This window comes from Ferroplasma sp. Type II, from assembly GCF_000496155.1.
Genome location: NZ_KI542725.1, coordinates 1 through 20,599, shown reverse-complemented (window position 1 = coordinate 20,599; position 20,599 = coordinate 1). Strand labels below are relative to the sequence as shown.

Sequence of the window (20,599 nt, the reverse complement as noted above, 5' to 3'; positions counted from 1 at the left end):
ATAGGCATGAATACATAGAAAGGGAAACACCTACAGAGAACGGAGATATTGAATCTTTCCACAATTCAATTAAGACAGATTACATATGGGTAAGTGAAATAGACAACTTCAATGAAGGGAAAACAGTAATAGAGAATGCATTCTATGACTATAACAATATAAGGCCACATTCCACACTTGATTATTATTCACCAAAACAGTTCCTTGACAAATGGGATAATGACAGTGGCTTCAGGGAATACTATGGAGAGTTCCTGAATAATATGAAAGACAGTTACAGGAGGAGAAGGAATAATTATTATAGGAGGATGAGGATAAATGTACCTTGAAATGGAAAGATTTATGTTTAACAATCACTATCCAACATCAATTCCCTGATCTTCCAGCTGCATCCATATATGTTTCCATATCTTCCTGTCTGTACCTGTACTGGAAAGCCTCTCCCTGAACAGCCATATGGTTCTTGAGTCCGGCAAGATTTCAGGATAGTGGAGGAAGTTGCGGAATGATATCCTGTCATTGAGTTCCCTCTCCATGGATTCATCTGACAGGTTATACATGCTCTGGAGGAACAGTGTCTTGGTCATGACGGTTTCATCGACGTTTGGCCTTCCACCTCTGTCAGTGTCATTCCTGTAAAGTTTCTTAACAAATGGCCTCAATGATTCCCAGTCTATCATGTGTGATCAATCTGTGCCAGTTTATCCATGCCCTTCATTGACGAATATGCTTCCCGGAGACCGTAATCCACTATGCTGCTCATTGAATATACATGCTAATCCCATGAATAAAGCTTTCCACGGTTAATGTGTTAAAACATGCCTGAAATAGGAACTCTACAGAATAATGGATGATGTTAAAAAAAGAATAGGTTTAGAATGCCTGCGATTCTCATAGGGGTTTTTAGGAAAAGTCTTGAGTTAATAATTGCAAATAACGATGAGATGTTCTCTATATATGGTTTTAAGAGTTTCCACGTCCCCTTACATATGATTATGGAAAGTCGAAGAAAATAATGAAACAATACCATACATTACACATGTTCAGAATGAGAATTTCACTCTACAAAACTCATTTCAATGCTAGAATAACATCACAGTACCAGTTTTTTTGGTCTAGAAGACTAGAACCTTCCCGGCCCACAAAGCCCAGTCGCTAAGCTGATCCATAGATCCCCGCTCTATCCCATCGACCAGTTCCTCATCCTTCATCCCTCTCGCGTCCATACAGGTTCCGCAGGCACTGATCTTCACGCCCCGCGCTGCCAAACCTTTCAGCATTGTTTCTAAATTATAATACCCCTGTGCCACCTTCTGCGACCTTTTTGCTCCCAGAACAGAATCACCGAAAAGAAAAATGTGTATCGTCTCACTATCCTGTTTCCTCACAATTGCCAGTGCCAGACGAAGTGCATTATAAATCTTTTCGGAGCCATATGGTGGTTCATTCAGAATAAACAATATCTCTTTCATCCTACATCATAACTCCATTCTTATGCTTCAGTTCAGGAAACATTAGAACCAGTGCCTCATCCAGTATTTTTCGAATGCAACCTTCTGAACATGCCACATACTGCTAGGTTCCCTGAAGTCTATGAGCGGCTTCGGTTCTTCTAAGAATTTTCCTTCCATAAAAGCGCTCTTCCCATGTCCAGTTTCCAGGAAGCACGCACCATCCCCATCCCATTCTTTCTTTTTCCCGTTTCCTACTATTGTTTTGGCGATATTGTTTGCAACAACCTTTGCCTGGCCATGAGCGAATACCCCTGCCTTTGGGAGATACGGCACATAACCCTTTGGGGTGGGGATCGAAGCAACATCTCCAATCGCAAAGACGCCGGGAAATTTTGTCTCAAGGTTTTTCACATTAACCGGAACCCATCCAGTGGAATCGGTCATGCCTGCCTTCACTACTGGCTCCGGTGCTGCATGCGGTGGAACAGAAAAAAGAAGATCATAATCCATGGTGTCACCACTTTCGAAGACAAGATTCTCCTTTCTCACCTCCTTCAGCTTCATTCGTGGAATGTAATTTATCCCTCTTGATCCAAGGAGCTTCAGAACCTTGTCCCCTATTTCAGGACCCACGGAGGGGACTGGATTGGGCTCTGGAGTGTAAAAGTTGATCTGAATATTCCCCCTGGATCCTTTTCTCGAGAAATAATCGTCCAGCAAGAAAGCCACCTCATAGGGAGCAGCAGGGCACTTGAAAGGAAGTCTTGAAATTCCAATGGCGACTGAACCATGATCAAAGTCTGCAACAGCATCCCTAAATGATATAGCGGAATCAAGGTCATAGATATGGTGGGCATATTCTGAAAAACCCGGTACAGCATTCGGGTTATATCGTGTGCCAAGAGAAATTATCAAGAAATCTCCTGTGTATTCCGAAACAGTAGTCGCAACAGTTTTCCTCACCGGATCGATTGAAGTTATCTCTTCGTTAACAACATTTATGCCTTTTCCTGCAAGGGCACTCAGGTCTTTCTGCACTTGATCCTGGGTTCTCTTCCCGATCATAAGCCACGGATAAGAGGGAGGGAACTGAAAATACTGTTTTTTCTCAATAACCGTGATGTTGGCCTTTTCCCCCAACTTATCTGCCAGGATGTTCGCAGCGGCTAGTCCGCCTATGCCGCAACCTAATATGAGAATATCCTTCTTTTCCATATTAATGCAATAAGAGTCAATTTATAACTCTTTAGATTGGTGCAAAAGACCTGAAGAGGAAACATTTAATATCTCATAAATGAGAAAAGAGACTATTTCTAAAAGCCTCTGATTTTTAGAGAACCCTAACCTGATAGGTTTCCGCTGACGCATAGGAATATGCCTTTTTAAATCAGGAGTCAATGATATGAAAAATGTCATTTTCTGGGTTATTAGGAATCCTCAAGAGTATGAATTTGATACTGCTCATACCTGCAAGGAAGATTGGGAATAAAGCTATGGTACTCAACACCGCAAGTTTGTGGAATCCACCTATCATGCGCATGGCAAATTCAGAGAGGATAACTGCACGGCACTGCGATGTTTTAGCGCAAATCATGGTAGTTCGAAGTTCCCTCCCTAGATTTGGGCAATTCATAGAAAATCACAAAAGCAGCCGCAATTAGGTTAAGGGCTACCAAAATTATTGTAATATTCTCATGCCCAATGGAAATGATTGAGGCTAGAGTCAGGCCAATGGACATTGCAACCGTACCCTGCAGCGTTCTCAGAGCAGAACCGACAACCCTGTTTTCCTGCGCCAGACTGTTCATGGTGTAGGACGTGTTTGATGTGGTCGCAAGGCCTGAGGCAACACCCAGGAGAATCTCAGCAAGAATCGAGTTTACAAATATGGAAATGGAGAACAGCGCCATCATCAGGAAGGCTAGCATTGGCACAAGTTTTCGTCCAAATCTGTCAGAAGCCTTCCCACCAGCGAGAGAAAAAAAGGTGAATGACAGTGGAAACAGAAGTACGAGAAGGCTGTAATGCAGTGCGTTGTATCCAAGATATGCATATAGAAAGACAAGGTATGCAGCGAAACTATTTCTTGTTATGGAATGAAGGAAACCACTGATGCTTGATTTTACATATTCCCTCGGCAGGCGTGCCCTTAAGCTCATTATCAGGCCCATAGCCACCACAATGACCCCTGCCCAAATGTTTAATACCAGTACCAAAACACCAGACAAGGAAAGACTTGGCCCAAATGCACTGCGTCCGATTGATGAAACCCGTCTTACATCCTCGATTTTTAAAATGAAAGCAAGACAGACCAGTGCCAGCAGTGAAGAGACTACAAAAAGCACTTTCCAGTCAAGAAGAGCGACTATGCCCCCTACTGGCAATCCAATCACATATCCCAGGCTCACTATAGTATGATTTGTCCCAATGGCACTGCCTCTCTTAGCATCATCACCAATGCTTGAAGCATATACAAGGGATGTCGGCAGAACAATGGATGCGCCGACAGCCTGTATGATTCTGAATAGTTCTATTTCCACAAAACTGGAACTGAAGAAAATGAGAAAACCACCTGCAGCCAGGAGGGCTCCTCCAAAAATCATTCCAAGCCTGAGGCCAACTCTCTCGAAAACCACTGCAAAAGGAACGAATAGCAACGCCTCTATTGCGACATAAATTGTTACCAGAAAGGAAGCTTGAAAGTGAGATATGCCGAAATATATAGAGATTATTGGAACGGCAATCAATATCATAGTTGCTTCGAATGTGGAAACGAATCCCATGAGAGATGCAATCACAATATCTTTACTGTTCATTCTGAAACCTTGAGGAATAAAACTCACTGGAGTTGTCTAAGAACATCTAACATATTGTAATAGGCTCTTTCTTCTTTTATGAGATTGTCTCCGTCCAGAATCAGGACATCTACGCCTTCATATTCGATTTTCCTGACTTCAGCAACCTTGTTGTGCCCGTATCGCTGTCCCCGAAATGTACCTTTTCCACACCATTCCCCGAATCCTATGTTTCCGTTCCATACTGTATTCAATAGCTTGAACTCGAAATCAGGGATAGAATTCCATAAGCCTTTCAGATAAAGTTTGAATTGCTCTTTTCCCCTAATGATTCTTGGTTCTTCTCCCTGGTGCCTGTAAACCATGTCATTAGAATATAATTCCAAAAGACCAGCAACTTTATGATGGTTCCATCCTTCCATAAATTTTCTTTCAAAAGAATCACGATCAAAAGCCATGTTGATTACAACTGACAATTATATTTAAGATTGTCGTTATATGTCCTTCCACAAAAACCAAATATCACACGCCCATTCGTTTAGCTATTCTGATTTTAGTGCTTATGATTTGCAACTTCTGAGATGCCCAATGCATTTTTAGAAAACATTCCATTAAAACTTGAATCAAATTCCGCCTATTTCTATCAAAATCCTTTATTCAATAGTCAAATTTAATAACATTATTTATATTATTTAACAAATGATTATAATTAAACTTGGAGGAAGCATTATTACAGACAAATCTGAATACAGAAAATTTAATGAAAAAATTGTTGAAAATATCGTAAAAATATTAAAAGTTATGAATAAACAAATGATTATAATTCACGGCGGTGGATCCTTTGGGCACATAAAATCAAAGGAATTTGGATTGCCTGGCCCTGTATCTGAAAGGACCATAGAGGGGATGAATATTGTGCATAATGATATGGTTGAATTAAATCTTAAAATTTCCAGGGTATTTCAGGATAATAATATATATAATATATCCCTACCTGTATCATCGCTTGTTTATGATAATATAAAAAATTACAATATTTTTTCCAGATATTTAAATTATGGAATAACACCAATTTCCTATGGAGATACATATATCCACGGCAAGGATATTGGAATATATTCTGGGGATAACATTGTTTATGATGTTTCAAAAAGATTTATGCCAGACTATGTTGTATTCTTTTCTGATGTTGATGGAATATTCGATAAAAATCCAAAAACAAATCCTGATGCCAGGCTTCTTAAGACAATTTCTGGAGATTTCCAGCATGATATAATAAATGCTGATGTTACAGGGGGAATAATCCATAAATATAAAAAAATGAAATCTATTTCAGATCTGGGAATACCTGTATATCTTATTAATGGCCTTTATCCAGAACGAATATATAATATAGGAAAGAACAATTTTATTGGAACGGTGGTTTAATGATAGAAAACAGAAAAGAAGAGCATATAAACATTGCCGAAAATATGAATGTTACTTCGGAACATAATTTTTGGGATGACATTAGATTAATTCACAGGGCTATACCCGAAATCGATTATGATTTAATAAATACTAAAATTAATTTTCTCGGTACACAATTTGATTTTCCATTTTTAATATCATCCATGACTGGGGGAACCGAGAAAGCGAAAAAAATAAACGCCAATCTTGCAAGGGCTGCAGAAGAATTTCATATAGGCATGGGTGTTGGCAGCATGAGGGCGGCCATAGAAAACAAGAGCATAGCAGATACATTTTCTGTTATAAACGATTACAAAATACCCGCAAAATTTGCAAATATAGGGGCTCCACAATTGATTCGCCAGGAAAAACCACCAATTTCCGATAAGGATATAGAATATATATTCAATTTAATAGATGCAAAATATCTGATTGTCCATTTTAATTTTCTTCAGGAAATGGTCCAGCCGGAAGGCGATAAGAATGCTAATGGGGTTATGTCAAGATTAAAGGAACTTTCAAAATCATATCCTGTAATTGCAAAAGAAACTGGAAGTGGATTCTCTAGAGATGATGCATTGGAATTGAAGGATGCAGGCGTAAAGGCAATAGATGTCGGTGGCCTTGGTGGAACATCATTTGCCGCAATTGAATATTATCGTGCTGAAAAAATACAGAATAAGGAAAAGATGCATACAGGCCAGACATTCTGGAATTGGGGAATACCATCTCCCGCATCAATTAAATACTGTTCATGTGGAATTCCCATTATCGGCAGCGGAGGCATCAGAAACGGACAGGACATTGTGAAATCAATAATTATTGGAGCGGAAATGGGCGCCATGGCAAGGAATTTCCTTAAGGACGCTGACACATCATACGATCAACTTGTATTTCATATAAAAAATATAATAAAAGACATAAAAATTTCCATGTTTTTAACAGGTTCAAAGGATATATCAGCTCTAAAAAACAAAAAATATATAGTTTTCGATCCATTATATTCATGGCTCAAACAAGGTGATTAAATGGAAGAAAAGAAGACGGAATCAAAATGCCCAAACTGTAATGAATTTTTATATTATATAGAAGCAGATAACGATATACCATATGAGGGAAAAGTAACCATTCACACATATATATGCAAAAACTGCAACTATAAAAATATCACAATAGAAAGGCATGATAAGGAGGATCCTAAAATAATAAAATTTAGGATTAAAAATAAAAACGATTTGAAAACCATAGTGTACCGGTCGCCAGACGCAAGTGTTCAGATTCCGGAACTTGATGCGGAAATATCTCCAGGAATAGCTTCAAATGGATATATAACAACAGTTGAGGGCATATTAACAAGCATAAAGGAAAAACTCTCGATTATGGGAGATAATGAAAACATAGATTTTTTACGGCAGAGAATAGATGGAATAATCAGTGGTGTTGAAGAAAAAATCACTATTATTATAGATGATAATTCTGGGAAAAGCAGGATAAACAGCAGCAGGGTTGAAATATTGAAAAAGGAATAACCATTTTCTTTGTTCCGTGAGAAGTTTAATATAGGGTGATTATTATATCCGTCTATGATTAATATCTCCCATCTATCAAAATCCTATAGAAAGGTTAAGGCCGTTTCAGATCTTAGCCTGGATATAAACAATGGAGAAATAATGGGGCTTGCAGGGCTAAATGGGGCAGGAAAAAGCACCACGATCAGGGCGGCATCCGGCATTATATTTCCAACAGCAGGAAAAATAACAATTAATAATTTCGACATAGTAAAAGAAAAAGTACTGGCATCAAAGCAGGTAGGGTGGGTGCCCGAATTGCCAAATTTTGAGCCAGATGCCAAACCCATCTCGCTCCTGAAATACTACGCAGGATTTTATGGAATAAAATCTGACGATGCTGAAAAAACAAGCATTGAATTGATGAAGGAATTTGATATCTATAATTATAGAAACAGGAAGCTGAAATATTATTCTCAGGGAATGAAAAAACGATTTTCATTGATTGCAGCAATGATTGGAAACCCCGACAATTATCTTTTTGATGAAACACTTAACGGTTTAGACCCTAACGGAGTAAAGGAAGTCAGGGATTTAATCCTGAATTTAAAAAAACAGGGGAAATCCATATTGTTATCATCACACATACTTTCTGAGTTGCAGAACGTTGCTGACAGAATTGCTATAGTTAAGAATGGTTCCGTAATTAAAATTTTAACAAGGGAAGACCTGATGCATCTAGGAACTGACGGGGTAAAAATACATGTTAAAAATGCAGATAAAAATGTGGACAACATACTATCTCAATTTGGGGAACCGACATTCGACGGAACCTATTATTATATAAAAACAAAAGACGAACTGGATTCTGCGGAAATAAACAGGCAGCTTGTAATGAGCAATTATAAGGTTGATTATATAGGCATAGAAAATGAAACGCTAGAAGAATATTTTTTGAATATGGTGAAATAAAATGAATGGCTTGTTATATGATATAAAAAGAACACTTTTTGGAAAATTTACTATAATTTTAATAGTCCTTTTGGTACTGATTATGGGGCTAACTGCCTATGGAGTGGGGGTCTCATCTGATAAGGCACAACCTGCTAACACTGCAATAGTTATGCCATATTTAAATCAAACAGGAGATTGCATTCATGTAAGTGATTATGTCATTAATGGCTATGGGAACCCTGTTTCAGGGCTGCATATAAAATCGTCACTAATGAATTCAACACATGGCCTAATAACCAATAATGCCGGAATTACTAACAATGCGGGCTATCTCAATTTTACCGTAAAAAATTCAAGTAAAATATTTACATACAATTACAACCAATATTACCGGAGTGGTTCAGAGCTTGCTGGATATGGCAATACTATGTTTTATAGCAATGGAACTCTATCTTTATCTGCATCCTCTGTCTATTCTTTTGCATACCCATTCTATCTAATCCAATTCAGTGATAACAAATATCCATTGTATTTAGTAAATTTGAAGGATACGTCCAATCCCGCATTGGTAAGCACCATGGTATATAATCCAAATTATACATCCTCTGACCATACTCAAATATATTATAACATATCTTCAAACCAAAACACAAATCCATTTAATTTTAACAAGGCAAACACAACCCATTATGGAACGGCAGTTTCAAACAAATTTATTATAAAACCATCTTTGACCACTTCAGATTACGGGAAATATGTAAATATCTATGCCGTTAACAAGACATATTCTATGCTCACTCCGGCTTTTCAATATCAATATACATACTTAAAACCAGGTGTAGTGCTACAGAAGGAATTGGCTTCATTCTTTGGCATATTGCTAATTCCAATTATGGGAATATTTTCAGCATACTTCTATTACAGTAAGGATAAAACATCTGGAGTTCTGGAGTCAATAATATCCAAACCAATAACAAAAGGAAAGATTATGATATCCAGATTCGCTGGCAACTCTACAAGTTTCCTAATAGGATTATTAATATCCTTTGGGCTGGCAGACATAATACTGTATCATTATACGGGGGTATTCATATCATCAAAAACCTTTACCGTAATACTTCTGGGATACCTTGTGGAAGCAATAGGATTTGCTGGAATTGTATATCTTGTTTCACAGTTTGAAAAAACACAGGGGCAGGTATTGGGAACTGGAATTGCCCTTTTATTCGTGCTGGGCTTCATGTGGCCAGTTATTACAGGCGGCATACTGTTCCTGTTGCATATAAAATCAACAGGCATTGCGTATGTTAAGGACTCCTCATACTGGACTCAATATCACCAGCTTATTTCCCAGATTTACTGGCTGATTATATCCTCGGAACATATTCTACGGTTAAAGCCTCAACTGTTGGCATTAATATATACTCCGTTACTGCTGTTGGTCTTGTATGGGTATTAGTTCCCTCCATTTTATCCCTTTATTTCGCCAGAAAGAGGGATTAAAACTTATTTTATAATTTAAAACTATAATATTTATTAAGATGATTATAATAATTTACATACTTTTGAGTAATATACTTTAAAGTATATATGGAATTTATTGACCGAAATAATGAAATGGAGGCGCTTTCGTCTAGCTATGAAAGAGGCAATGCAGAATTTATTACAATAACGGGCAGAAAAAGAATAGGAAAAACCGAATTGATTAAAAGATTAATAGATAAATATGGAGGAGTATTGCTGACCTGCAGAGAGGAATCAGAAAAACTGATGCTGCAAAGATTTTCTAGCATACTGGGAAGTTATTTTGCCGATGATTTTATACTTAAAAATTATATTAATAGCTGGGAATCTTTTTTTGAATACATATACAGAAATACATTGAATAGGAGATTGATAATAGCAATAGACGAATTTCCCTATGCAGTCAATAATAAGTCTCTTCTATCTATTTTGCAGGATTACTGGGATAATAAACTGAATGAGACAAAAATATTTTTAATATTATCCGGGTCTAATATATCAATGATGGAGAACCTGTCAGATTATAAATCTCCCCTGTATGGTAGAAGAACAGGCCAGATAGAATTAAAACAATTTCCCTTTATTGAGGTCTTAAGATATATTAAAGATCCAGAACTGGCTGTTAGATATTACAGTGTTTTTGGTGGAACTCCAGCATATATAATGGAAATAAATAAAACCAAAAGCTTTATTGAAAATATTAAAAACACTTTTCTGAAACTTGATTCATTCATTAATCAGGACGTCCTTTTTTTGCTTCGTGAGGAATTAAATGAACCTCGATACTATTTTTCAATTATAGAAGCAATTTCATCTGGAAAAACATCTTTGGGAGAAATAATGAATTATGCAGGGCTGCAGAGAAATCTTATAAGCAAATATTTGAGTGTATTAATAGATTTAGATTTTATCAGAAGAGAAATCCCTATAACTTCCCGCAAAAGCAAAAAAGGCATATATCTTTTAAAAGATAATATGTTTAATTTTTATTTTAGATTTATATACAAAAATTATAATCTAATAGAACTGAATAATACTGAAATGTTAATAAATATAATAAAAGAGGACATGAATAATTATATAGGACACACATTTGAATATATATCAATACAGTTCCTTCTTGAGCTCAATAAAAAAAATTCCACTTTCGACGAAATAGGAAAATGGTGGTATAAGGAAAATGAAATAGACATCGTAACTCTTGGAAACAAAAATAATGAAATAACATTTTATGAATGTAAATGGAAAGTATTGGATGAACACGATGTAAATAGCATTATAAAGGAATTGAAGGAAAAGACAAAAAATTTTAAATGGCATGAAAATAGAATAGAAAAATACGGAATAATTGCCAAAAAGATAAAAAATAAAGCGAAATTAAATGGCAATTATACACTATTAGACCTGGATGACTTTGAAAAGAGTATATGAGAAAACGAGAGTACCCGCATCACTAAAGCTATATGGCTTGGCAGGGGGAATAGAATATCTTCAGGCGGAGTTGAATTCAGCTCTATGGAGATTCAATAATTAATTTTTGAAATTGAAACCGCCTTTGAAAGCGTGGATATGAGATCACAGTATAGAAAAACACCAAATTCACATAAACATTTTAGCAATAAATAATTTTATATAAGTTATTTCGATGAGGATTTAAGGATATTTATGATTAGTGTTGCAGATGCTATATTGGCTTTGGCAGCTTCAATTGCTATTGCCGGTGGGTTAATAGGAACTGGAATGGCGCAGCAGGGCATTGGAGCCGCCGGAATGGGTATAATTGCTGAAAAACCCGAAAAATTTGGTCAGGTATTGTTCTTCTTCGTTATACCGGAAACGCTATGGATTATAGGTTTTGTTCTGGGTATTATATTACTGCTACATGTAATATGAAAAAGATTTTTTATGTCACTTGAAAATATATTAAATGAAATTGATAATACGACACAATCAGAGCTCAAGGCTATCAGGGATGAGTATTCAGCCAAAATGCAGGCTGTGGCAAAATCATGTAATGATAAGATAGCCAGAATCAGGAGTGATTATGCTGTAAAATCAGCCAATGATATTAAAAATATAATTAGGCAGTATGAGGATAATATCAGGTTGCAGTCAAAAAAGATTCTTGATGAAAAAAAGAAAGAAATATTGAATAATTCAATGCAAAAATTAAGGTCTTACGTTGTGTCTCTTAATAAATCCTCCAATTATCCAGAACTTCTGAAAGTTATGGTTGAAGAAGCAAAAAAGGAACTAGGTAAGAATTTCACGGTATATTGTAGTGAAACAGACCAGGAAAAACTTCAAGGTTTCAAATTTCCAGGCACAATTAATTTTGTCCCAGATAAATCAATAAAATCTGGAATTATTGCAATTGGTGCTGATGGAAAGAAGGAAATAGATATGCGACTGACCAGCATTTTCGATGCAATATCATACGATGTGGAAACATATCTATATGAAAATATCAAATAATGGTGATCCATATTAACACAACATATTCAGGAAGTTATGGAAGATTGAAAATACATTTTAATGACTATCTTAGTGATAGCTTTGTAAAATCACTTCTTGAACTGGATATTAAGGATATTAGATTAAAATTATATGAAACATCATACCGAGATGACATAGACAAATCTGCAGCAATAGGTACCAATGATACGGACATTCTTATGGTAGCTATTAACAGGCATGTGATAAACAACGCCAAAATAGCTTTGTTTGCAATACCCCCACAGATGAAATCATTTATGAAAACCTACGTATCAAAATGGGATATAGAGAGTATAAAGGCTATTATCACCTCCAAGGTTATACATCATGATATAAAATATACAGACAGTTTCATACTAAGTTTCAGGGATATTCCAATGGGGATATTTGCCGGAAATCTAAAAAGAGATGATTTCAGGGTAATAATGGAAAAAAATGATGTGGATTCCATTGTCAACTACCTTCTCAATTATGGTTTTAACTATCTCTTGAAGGATCTTGAGGAATACAAGAAAACAGGAGATACATCATCCCTCCTTTCGGCTATGGATTATCGTTATTATAATGATCTGATTAGCCATGCATTATTTTATAATGGGGATGAAGGGCAGATTATTAAATATGTAAAAACTGTTGTTGATTTAAAGAATATATTGACACTGGCAAAAGCACTGGAACTTAATGTCCCATTCGATAAAATAGAAAACAGCATTATAGGCAATGGCAATTTTTCCATCTCTGCACTGGCCGATATTTTCAGGTCGGGGAATGTCCTGGATTTGCTTTCAGTTTTTAAGCACTTCAATATTGACGAAGCCCTTGATTATTATAAGGAGAATAAAAATTTGAGTATGTTTGAAGTAAGCATGAGAAAAGCACTGTTCCAGGAATACGTACCGGTAATGCTCAGAAACACCGCCTCACTGTACATATTTGCATATGTTCTGTATGCTGAAAGAGAACGTGACAATCTGAGGGCAATAATAATAGGCAAGTCATATAAGCTTGATAATAATATAATAGAGAGGATGCTGATATAAATGTATGATCTTTGCTTAATCGGGGAAAGGGAACTGGTAGCAGGCTTCAAACTTGTGGGGATTAATGACACATTTATCGCTAGTCCTGAAAATGGCACATCTCTTCTAAAGCAGCTGTTCAATTCAAAGAAATATAATGTGATTATGGTCTCACAATCCTTTGAAAAGTATCTCAACAGTGATGAGATAAATCTATACAGAGGATCCATGGATCCGCTTGTAATATTTATTCCGTTGCCGGGAATAAAAGAGGAAGAATCGGTATATGATCTGGCAAAAAAAATTTTGGGTATTGATATTGGTGATTAAATGAAAGATAAAGGAACGATATACAGCATATCAGGACCGGTAGTGATCGCAACAGACCTTGATGGAAAAATGTTCGATGTAGTACGTGTTGGCAATATGGGTCTTGTAGGGGAAGTTATAAAAATAGTAGGCAATAAATTTACGATTCAGGTATATGAAGACACAAGTGGACTTAAACCTGGAGAACCGGTACGCTCAACCGGAAAACCCCTATCTGTAGAACTTGGGCCAGGACTTCTAAAATCCATATATGATGGAATTCAGAGGCCTCTTGACATAATCCAGTCTGAAACCGGAGATTTTATAGTCAGGGGAGCAACTGCACCCTCACTGGATGAAGAGAAAGAATGGAATTTCACACCCATATTAAAGGACGGAGATGAGGTGGAGCAGGGATACATTCTGGGAACTGTTCAGGAGACAGATATCATTGTACATAAGATAATGGTTCCATACGGTGTAAATGGTATAATAAAAAACATAAAATCTGGAAAATTTAGAGTGTCTGATACAGTATGTACCATAGATTCCGGGAATGTAAAACATGAAATTAAATTGAAACAAATATGGCCAGTCAGGCAGGCAAGAAAGGTTTTCCTTAAATTTGCTCCAGAAATACCACTTATTACAGGGCAGAGGGTAATAGACTCTCTTTTCCCTGTAGCCAAGGGTGGGACAGTGGCAGTACCAGGTCCATTTGGGTCTGGTAAATGCGTTGCCGGAGATACACCATTGCTTTTGGCAGATAGTAGCATAAAGACAATTGAAGAGGTTTATAAAGAGGCAGAATCTGAGGGTGAAATAGAATATCATGATGAAAATGAGACCCTTATAAAACTCAAATCCCCGTTGAAAATATACTCATTTTATGATGGAAAGGTTTCTGAAAGTAAATCTGATTATATATATAAGGGGAAAAGTGATTCTTTATTAAAAATAAAAACAAGGACTGGTAAACAGGTTAAGGTAACCCCGATTCATAAATTATTTAGGCTTGATGCGGAAGGAAATATAGTGGAAACAGAGGCAGAATATTTAAAAGCTGGAGATTACATAGTTTCAATAAGAAAATTCGAAGCGGAGGAAGAATATAAACACATAGATGCTTACTCTTTATTTGGTGATGCCCGTGCGACCAGCAATGAAATTAAAAATAAGCTTAAAGAGGTAACAAAAGAAAATAGAAAGCTTCTAAAAAATATAATTAATGAAAGAATTTTAGATCAAATTACCAGAAATGAATATAATCCAGCGCCGAAATTGAACTGGATAAAAACTATATACGACGAACTTAACTTACAGCGCCCCGAAATTAAATGCTTAAGGGGAGATAGAAATGGTAATATTGTAACAGTACCAGATTATGTTTCTGAAGATTTATCTGAATTACTTGGATTTTATGTTGCAGAGGGTTATATAAGAGGCAAAAGTACATTTGTAATTACAGATTCGGACGAGAAGATAATTGGAAGAGTTAAATATTTGCTGAAAAAAGTTTTTAACTTGAATGGAAAAATAGAAATACAGAAAAACAAAACAAACAATTTGATAGTGAACAGTATTATATTATCTGAATTTATAAGAAAATTAATACCCGGAAAATTGGCTTCCCATAAGGACATACCACAAATAATAATGAAATCAAAGGATAAGGTTATATGGGCGTTCTTAAAAGGATATTACCTTGGTGATGGCAGTTATTATAACGGGAATATAGAACTCTCCACTGCAAGTAAAAAACTGTCAATATCATTATCGTATCTGTTAACAAGATTAGGCATATTACACACTATTAAAAATGATAAAAGCCTGAATAAAAATTACAGGTACAGAACCTTTATAAGAGGTTTAAATGAGCTTAAAAAATTCTATTTAAATATAGCTCCGGGTAATGAAAATTTCCAAAAAATAGACAATATTAAAAAATATACAGATTCTAAAAATAGTACATACACAGCCATTGATCTGGTTCCATTAGGCGCACAAAAGATAGATGATTTGTACAGAACACACCCCAGTTATAATAAATTAAAATCAAACGAGGTGGAAATAACCAATTACACCGGTCAAAATGAGATAATGAGTGTCTCTTCATTTAATAAATTTGCCAGAACAATTCTTCTAAACAATAAGGAAGAAGAGGATAACCAAGATATTAATACATTAAGCCATCTTTCAGAATATCTGGACTTTATATACTTTGATAGGATTGATTCAATAGAATATATGCCAGGCCCATTTGATGTTTATGATGTAACCACTCCAGATTTTGGGAGTAATTTTGTGGGAGGGGAAGGAGCTATACTATTGCATAACACCGTAATACAGCATCAATTATCCAAATGGTCCGATGCGGACATAACAGTTTATGTTGGCTGTGGGGAAAGAGGCAATGAAATGACTGAAATACTTTCCACATTTCCAGAATTACAGGATCCTAAAAGTGGAAAACCATTGATGGAAAAAACAATATTAATTGCAAACACCTCAAACATGCCTGTGGCTGCCAGGGAAGCCAGTATTTATACCGGTGTTACAATAGCCGAATATTACCGTGATATGGGATATGACGTTGCCCTTATGGCAGATTCAACCAGCAGATGGGCAGAGGCACTGAGGGAAATATCAGGAAGGCTGGAAGAAATGCCAGGAGAGGAAGGATATCCTGCCTATCTTGGGAGAAGAATATCTGAATTTTATGAGAGATCGGGAAATGCACAGATAATACCGCAGGATGAAAGAACAGGATCTATAACACTAATAGGTGCTGTATCTCCTCCAGGCGGGGATCTTTCAGACCCCGTAGTCCAGAATACACTGAGGGTTACAAGGGTATTCTGGGCACTTGATGCATCACTTGCATCCAGAAGGCATTTTCCCTCAATTAACTGGCTTAATAGTTATTCTCTTTATCTTGATTCTCTCTCAGGGTGGTTCAAATCAAATGTAAATACGGAATGGCTGCAGGCACATTCACTGATTATGGGCATACTGCAAAAGGAGGCTGAATTACAGGAAATTGTGCAACTTGTGGGATACGATTCACTGCCGGAAAAACAGAAAAATATTCTTGATATTGCAAAAATTATAAGGGAAGATTTTCTGCAGCAGAATGCATTTGATGATACTGATACTTATTGTTCAATAAAAAAACAGTATGAAATGCTCATGATTATTAAAACACTTAATGAAATGCAGGAAAAAGCCATTGATGCAGGATTGAAAGTAATACAGACTGCCACACTTCCTGTGAGAATGAAGATATCAAGGATGAAAGAAATTACCGAAAATGACTTTGAAAGATTCTACAATGAGGTTATAAAGGAAATAAATAACGAGTATGATAATATAATGGAAGGTGTTGAAAATGTCTGATATAATTTATAAATCAATTTCACAAATAAACGGTCCACTTCTTTTTGTGGATAACGTAAAAAATGCATCCTATAATGAAATAGTCAATGTTATACTGGATAACGGAGAGCGGGTAAAGGGCCAGGTTCTTGAAACCAGAAACGGTGTGGCAGTTGTTCAGGTTTATGGTTCCACTACCGGTATGAGCCCGACCAGTACAGGTGTGTCGTTTACTGGAAACACATTCAAACTTCCAGTGTCGGACGATATGCTTGGTAGGATATTCAACGGATTCGGGGAACCCATAGATGACGGGCCAAGGATTTATTCAAAGGAAAAGGTGGATATAACTGGGGCTGCCATTAATCCCTATTCAAGGGAGGAACCTAGCGAGTTCATAGAAACGGGTATATCAACAATAGATGGTATGAATACCCTGGTTATGGGGCAGAAACTTCCCATATTTTCCGGAGCAGGATTATCACATAACAGGCTGGCAACACAGATATCGAGGCAGGCAAAAACATTGAAGGGAGAGGAGAAGTTCGGTGTGGTTTTCGGCGCTATAGGAATAACCAGCGAGGAGGCAAATTATTTTATGAAGCAATTTCAGTCATCGGGGGCCTTATCAGAATCCGTAATATTCCTTAACCTTGCATCTGACCCATCCATGGACAGGATAATACTGCCCCGTGTCGCTTTAACCACTGCAGAATACATGGCATATGAAAAGGATATGAATATGCTGGTAATTCTTACGGACATGACAAATTACTGTGAGGCTCTCCGTGAAATATCATCATCCAGGGAGGAGATCCCCGGCAGGCGTGGATATCCTGGATACATGTATACTGATTTAAGCACAATATATGAAAGGGCAGGAAAGATTAAAGGCAGGAAAGGATCAATTACACAGATACCGATTCTTACAATGCCCGGAGACGATATAACGAATCCAGTGCCTGATCTTACAGGATATATAACTGAGGGGCAGATAACACTTTCAAGGGACCTCAATAGAAAGGATATATATCCTGAAGTAGACGTTCTTCTGTCTCTTTCCCGTCTCATGAATCAGGGAATAGGTGCAGATCATACGAGGGAGGATCACAGAGGCCTTGCGGATCAGTTATACTCATCATATGCAAAGGGCAAGGATGCAAGATCATTGAGTGAGATAGTCGGAGAGGAAGCTTTAAGTGATTCTGATAAAAAATACCTTCAATTCGCTGAAGATTTTGAAAACAAATACGTTAACCAGGGAAACACAGACCGTTCCATTGAAGAAACCCTTAATCTTGGATGGGACTTGCTTTCTATTCTACCAAAGGAAGAAATGAAAAAGGTGAAATCAGCACACATACCTAAATATGGAAAATGGGAGTAATAATGGCAAATACGGCAAGGCTGACAAGGATTGAACTGATAACCACCAAAAAGAGGATAAAGGTAGCTTCCAGGGGACTTGAGCTCCTTAAAATGAAACGGCAATCACTGGTGATGGAATTCTTCAAGCTAAGCAATGAGGTAAAGGGCCTCAGGGAAAATATTAGGAATGACATAGAAAAGGGTCTTAATGCAATAAAAGTTGCAGAGGTAATAGATGGAACTCTTGAAATCGAAAGAATTTCATACATGTTTTCTTCACCAGAAATAAAAATAGGCGGAAAAAATATAATGGGAGTCAAGATTCCGGAAATGACCACTAAGGCAGGCAAAAAAATAATAGACGATTCCTATCTTGCAAATTCCGTTCCAGTATCCATATATGATGCAATAATGCTTTTCAATAAAATATTCATGGAACTTCTGGCGGTATCCCAGAAAGAATCATCAATGCGTAAATTGCTAAAGGAAATAGACAAGACAAACAGGAGGTCCAATGCAATAGAAAATATAATGATTCCCAGATTTAAAAGCAATTTAAAAATTATAAGGGAGCATCTGGACGAAACAGAAAGAGATTCATTTGCAACCCTGAAATTTGTGAAAAGCCATGTAGTTTCTAACGGGGGAAATAATAAATAGGCTTTATTATATCTACAGGTAAAGTGATGTATGGACAATACCGAAAAATTCAGAAAAGTAAGAAAAATAATGCGGATAATAAATATCCTGCTGGCAATAGCATTTATTGCAATACTCATAATGGTGATGATTAAATGACCGAAATAGATGAATTAAAGGTAATCAAAAGCAAGGAAGAAGCGAAAAAACAGTCTGTGGTGAATTTAAAAACAGAAATGGAAAAACAGTTAAATAAGAAAATAACTGAATGCAATGAAAAGGTCAAAAATATAGAAAATCAAATTATAAACGATTACAATAAAGGAATAGAAGAAATAAAGGAATCAGAAAGCAAAAAAATGACAGATGCCCTGGATACCCAGAGGGCAAGGTCTCAGGTAATGAAAGTGGATGTTAAGAACAGAGAACTGGAAGAAAAGGTCTATAAAATGATTATAGATTATATTAAAAAAAAGTGATCTAATGCTAAAGCCCGTAAAAATGGTCAAAATCAGGATTATCGGCCTGAATTCGTACAAAAACAGAATAATAGATGATATGCACGATTTAAACGTTATCCAGATTGAGAATGCCGGGCAGGATATTACTAAATTATTCAACATCCCTAATTCAAATGCAAATTATAAAATATTATCTGAAAATCTCTCAAGATTCAAGGGTTTTATTTCAATTCTCCCTCCAAAGGAAGTAAAACACAAAAGATATTTTAGTTCACCACAGGAAGTCCTTGAGGAAATATCAAAAATATCCATAGCTGATGAACTGAATAAACTCAGGGACGATGAGGAAAAATTCAGCTCAATAATCCGTGAGAACAATGTCCTATTAAAGCCACTGCAGATATTATCTAGCTTCAAGGAGGACTTGTCAATATTAAACAATGACTATGTTGAAAGTTTCATAATAGAAAGAACGGATGAAGCCCACAATCTAAAAACCGATTATGCGACTTATATTAATTTAAACAATGGATATTCTATTGTAATCATAAATAAAAGAAATGAACCGGAATTCCTTTCATTGCTTTCATCCAAAACCTATAACATGATGAAAGTTCCAGAACTCAAGGGAACTGTGGCAGAAAACATAAAATCTATTAATAAAACAATTTCCAATGCTTCTAAAGCCATAGAAGGAATTAAATCCTCGTTGAAGGCGCTTTCGAATAAATATTATGAACCCATTGCCCAGATAACAGAGCAACTTGAAATATATGTAAAGGAGGAGGAAATATTGAGTAATATCGCATCCTCAGAAAACGCTTTTGCGGTTGAGGGATGGATTCCAGAGTCCGAATATGAAAAAGTTTGTTCAATATTAAATGAGGATTCCAACAATACAATGCTGATACAGAAGATAGAAACAAAGGAGGACCCTCCAACAAAACTATCAAACCCAAAGCATTTCAAGATATTTGAATTTTTTATCAAATTCTATTCCCTTCCTGAGGAGTATGAATTTGATCCAACATTGATTTTCGCCCTTGTGTTCCCGGTATTTTTTGGTTTAATGGTTGGTGATGCCGGATATGGATTGGTAATCCTTCTGGTGTCCCTTTTCATAATACACAGAGTTGATCATCCTCCGGCAAAAAGCCATATACCAAAAAAAATTTCGGGATTTATATTAATGATAATGGGCAAAAATTCTTTGAAAACTCTTGCCAAAGCATTGATACCGTCTTCCAT

At 36.4% G+C, this 20,599-nt stretch carries 21 protein-coding genes; 16 read left to right on the top strand and 5 right to left on the bottom strand.

Annotated elements, in window-relative coordinates:
- Window positions 1-329 (top strand): integrase core domain-containing protein (locus tag AMDU4_RS07520; protein ID WP_021787386.1); only part of this gene is annotated, 329 nt, incomplete at its 5' end.
- A gap of 27 nt (window positions 330-356) precedes the next feature.
- Here AMDU4_RS07520 and AMDU4_RS07515 read toward each other — a convergent pair.
- From AMDU4_RS07515 to AMDU4_RS07495, 5 genes are all read right to left on the bottom strand, one after another.
- Window positions 357-680 carry a transposase gene (locus AMDU4_RS07515; protein WP_021787385.1) on the bottom strand — a complete coding sequence of 108 codons (324 nt, stop codon included), beginning with the start codon at window positions 678-680 and terminating at the stop codon, window positions 357-359.
- Between the two features lie 435 nt (window positions 681-1,115).
- Window positions 1,116-1,472 (bottom strand): DsrE/DsrF/TusD sulfur relay family protein, encoded by a 357-nt coding sequence (locus AMDU4_RS07510; RefSeq protein ID WP_021787384.1) that lies wholly within the window; start codon window positions 1,470-1,472, stop codon window positions 1,116-1,118.
- Window positions 1,473-1,514: 42 nt separating this feature from the next.
- Window positions 1,515-2,669 (bottom strand): NAD(P)/FAD-dependent oxidoreductase, encoded by a 1,155-nt coding sequence (locus tag AMDU4_RS07505; protein ID WP_021787383.1) that lies wholly within the window; start codon window positions 2,667-2,669, stop codon window positions 1,515-1,517.
- Window positions 2,670-3,034: 365 nt separating this feature from the next.
- Entirely contained in the window at window positions 3,035-4,270 is a 1,236-nt protein-coding gene (locus tag AMDU4_RS07500; RefSeq protein WP_290704559.1) for an MFS transporter, read from the bottom strand.
- Window positions 4,271-4,293: 23 nt separating this feature from the next.
- Complete coding sequence (locus tag AMDU4_RS07495) at window positions 4,294-4,707, bottom strand: nuclear transport factor 2 family protein (RefSeq protein WP_021787381.1); 414 nt, start codon at window positions 4,705-4,707, stop codon at window positions 4,294-4,296.
- A 241-nt stretch (window positions 4,708-4,948) separates the two neighbouring features.
- Between AMDU4_RS07495 and AMDU4_RS07490 the strand changes: the two genes are divergently transcribed.
- From AMDU4_RS07490 to AMDU4_RS07420, 15 genes are all read left to right on the top strand, one after another.
- Complete coding sequence (locus AMDU4_RS07490) at window positions 4,949-5,677, top strand: isopentenyl phosphate kinase (RefSeq protein ID WP_021787380.1); 729 nt, start codon at window positions 4,949-4,951, stop codon at window positions 5,675-5,677.
- Complete coding sequence (fni, locus tag AMDU4_RS07485; RefSeq protein WP_021787379.1) at window positions 5,677-6,726, top strand: type 2 isopentenyl-diphosphate Delta-isomerase; 1,050 nt, start codon at window positions 5,677-5,679, stop codon at window positions 6,724-6,726. The genes AMDU4_RS07490 and fni overlap by 1 nt, the downstream gene beginning before the upstream one ends.
- Entirely contained in the window at window positions 6,727-7,227 is a 501-nt protein-coding gene (locus AMDU4_RS07480; protein WP_021787378.1) for a ZPR1 zinc finger domain-containing protein, read from the top strand.
- A gap of 54 nt (window positions 7,228-7,281) precedes the next feature.
- On the top strand, window positions 7,282-8,178 hold the full coding sequence (locus AMDU4_RS07475) for an ABC transporter ATP-binding protein (protein ID WP_021787377.1): 897 nt from the start codon (window positions 7,282-7,284) through the stop codon (window positions 8,176-8,178).
- Between the two features lies 1 nt (window position 8,179).
- Window positions 8,180-9,619, top strand: coding sequence for an ABC transporter permease subunit (locus tag AMDU4_RS07470; protein ID WP_021787376.1), 1,440 nt, complete (start codon window positions 8,180-8,182; stop codon window positions 9,617-9,619).
- Between the two features lie 131 nt (window positions 9,620-9,750).
- Complete coding sequence (locus tag AMDU4_RS07465) at window positions 9,751-11,115, top strand: ATP-binding protein (protein ID WP_021787375.1); 1,365 nt, start codon at window positions 9,751-9,753, stop codon at window positions 11,113-11,115.
- A 234-nt stretch (window positions 11,116-11,349) separates the two neighbouring features.
- Window positions 11,350-11,577, top strand: coding sequence for a hypothetical protein (locus AMDU4_RS07460; RefSeq protein WP_021787373.1), 228 nt, complete (start codon window positions 11,350-11,352; stop codon window positions 11,575-11,577).
- 12 nt (window positions 11,578-11,589) lie between these two features.
- A complete protein-coding gene (locus AMDU4_RS07455) occupies window positions 11,590-12,159 on the top strand; it encodes a hypothetical protein (RefSeq protein ID WP_021787372.1) in 570 nt (189 codons plus the stop codon).
- Window positions 12,159-13,220, top strand: a complete 1,062-nt coding sequence (locus AMDU4_RS07450; RefSeq protein ID WP_021787371.1) for a V-type ATPase subunit — start codon at window positions 12,159-12,161, stop codon at window positions 13,218-13,220. The genes AMDU4_RS07455 and AMDU4_RS07450 overlap by 1 nt, the downstream gene beginning before the upstream one ends.
- Window positions 13,221-13,529 (top strand): V-type ATP synthase subunit F, encoded by a 309-nt coding sequence (locus AMDU4_RS07445; RefSeq protein ID WP_021787370.1) that lies wholly within the window; start codon window positions 13,221-13,223, stop codon window positions 13,527-13,529.
- Window positions 13,530-16,904 (top strand): V-type ATP synthase subunit A, encoded by a 3,375-nt coding sequence (locus AMDU4_RS07440; protein WP_021787369.1) that lies wholly within the window; start codon window positions 13,530-13,532, stop codon window positions 16,902-16,904.
- Complete coding sequence (locus AMDU4_RS07435; RefSeq protein ID WP_021787368.1) at window positions 16,897-18,270, top strand: V-type ATP synthase subunit B; 1,374 nt, start codon at window positions 16,897-16,899, stop codon at window positions 18,268-18,270. Before AMDU4_RS07440 ends, AMDU4_RS07435 begins: the two co-directional genes overlap by 8 nt.
- Window positions 18,261-18,911 (top strand): V-type ATP synthase subunit D, encoded by a 651-nt coding sequence (locus tag AMDU4_RS07430; RefSeq protein ID WP_021787367.1) that lies wholly within the window; start codon window positions 18,261-18,263, stop codon window positions 18,909-18,911. Before AMDU4_RS07435 ends, AMDU4_RS07430 begins: the two co-directional genes overlap by 10 nt.
- A gap of 134 nt (window positions 18,912-19,045) precedes the next feature.
- Window positions 19,046-19,369 carry a hypothetical protein gene (locus tag AMDU4_RS07425; protein ID WP_021787366.1) on the top strand — a complete coding sequence of 108 codons (324 nt, stop codon included), beginning with the start codon at window positions 19,046-19,048 and terminating at the stop codon, window positions 19,367-19,369.
- 4 nt (window positions 19,370-19,373) lie between these two features.
- On the top strand, window positions 19,374-20,599 hold a 1,226-nt coding region (locus tag AMDU4_RS07420; RefSeq protein WP_021787365.1), incomplete at its 3' end, for a V-type ATPase 116kDa subunit family protein.

Coding starts and splice junctions, on each gene's coding strand:
- AMDU4_RS07515 (WP_021787385.1), bottom strand. CDS start 680: ATGATAGACTGGGAATCATTGAGGCCATTTGTTAAGAAACTTTACAGG.
- AMDU4_RS07510 (WP_021787384.1), bottom strand. CDS start 1,472: ATGAAAGAGATATTGTTTATTCTGAATGAACCACCATATGGCTCCGAA.
- AMDU4_RS07505 (WP_021787383.1), bottom strand. CDS start 2,669: ATGGAAAAGAAGGATATTCTCATATTAGGTTGCGGCATAGGCGGACTA.
- AMDU4_RS07500 (WP_290704559.1), bottom strand. CDS start 4,270: ATGAACAGTAAAGATATTGTGATTGCATCTCTCATGGGATTCGTTTCC.
- AMDU4_RS07495 (WP_021787381.1), bottom strand. CDS start 4,707: ATGGCTTTTGATCGTGATTCTTTTGAAAGAAAATTTATGGAAGGATGG.
- AMDU4_RS07490 (WP_021787380.1), top strand. CDS start 4,949: ATGATTATAATTAAACTTGGAGGAAGCATTATTACAGACAAATCTGAA.
- fni (WP_021787379.1), top strand. CDS start 5,677: ATGATAGAAAACAGAAAAGAAGAGCATATAAACATTGCCGAAAATATG.
- AMDU4_RS07480 (WP_021787378.1), top strand. CDS start 6,727: ATGGAAGAAAAGAAGACGGAATCAAAATGCCCAAACTGTAATGAATTT.
- AMDU4_RS07475 (WP_021787377.1), top strand. CDS start 7,282: ATGATTAATATCTCCCATCTATCAAAATCCTATAGAAAGGTTAAGGCC.
- AMDU4_RS07470 (WP_021787376.1), top strand. CDS start 8,180: ATGAATGGCTTGTTATATGATATAAAAAGAACACTTTTTGGAAAATTT.
- AMDU4_RS07465 (WP_021787375.1), top strand. CDS start 9,751: ATGGAATTTATTGACCGAAATAATGAAATGGAGGCGCTTTCGTCTAGC.
- AMDU4_RS07460 (WP_021787373.1), top strand. CDS start 11,350: ATGATTAGTGTTGCAGATGCTATATTGGCTTTGGCAGCTTCAATTGCT.
- AMDU4_RS07455 (WP_021787372.1), top strand. CDS start 11,590: ATGTCACTTGAAAATATATTAAATGAAATTGATAATACGACACAATCA.
- AMDU4_RS07450 (WP_021787371.1), top strand. CDS start 12,159: ATGGTGATCCATATTAACACAACATATTCAGGAAGTTATGGAAGATTG.
- AMDU4_RS07445 (WP_021787370.1), top strand. CDS start 13,221: ATGTATGATCTTTGCTTAATCGGGGAAAGGGAACTGGTAGCAGGCTTC.
- AMDU4_RS07440 (WP_021787369.1), top strand. CDS start 13,530: ATGAAAGATAAAGGAACGATATACAGCATATCAGGACCGGTAGTGATC.
- AMDU4_RS07435 (WP_021787368.1), top strand. CDS start 16,897: ATGTCTGATATAATTTATAAATCAATTTCACAAATAAACGGTCCACTT.
- AMDU4_RS07430 (WP_021787367.1), top strand. CDS start 18,261: ATGGGAGTAATAATGGCAAATACGGCAAGGCTGACAAGGATTGAACTG.
- AMDU4_RS07425 (WP_021787366.1), top strand. CDS start 19,046: ATGACCGAAATAGATGAATTAAAGGTAATCAAAAGCAAGGAAGAAGCG.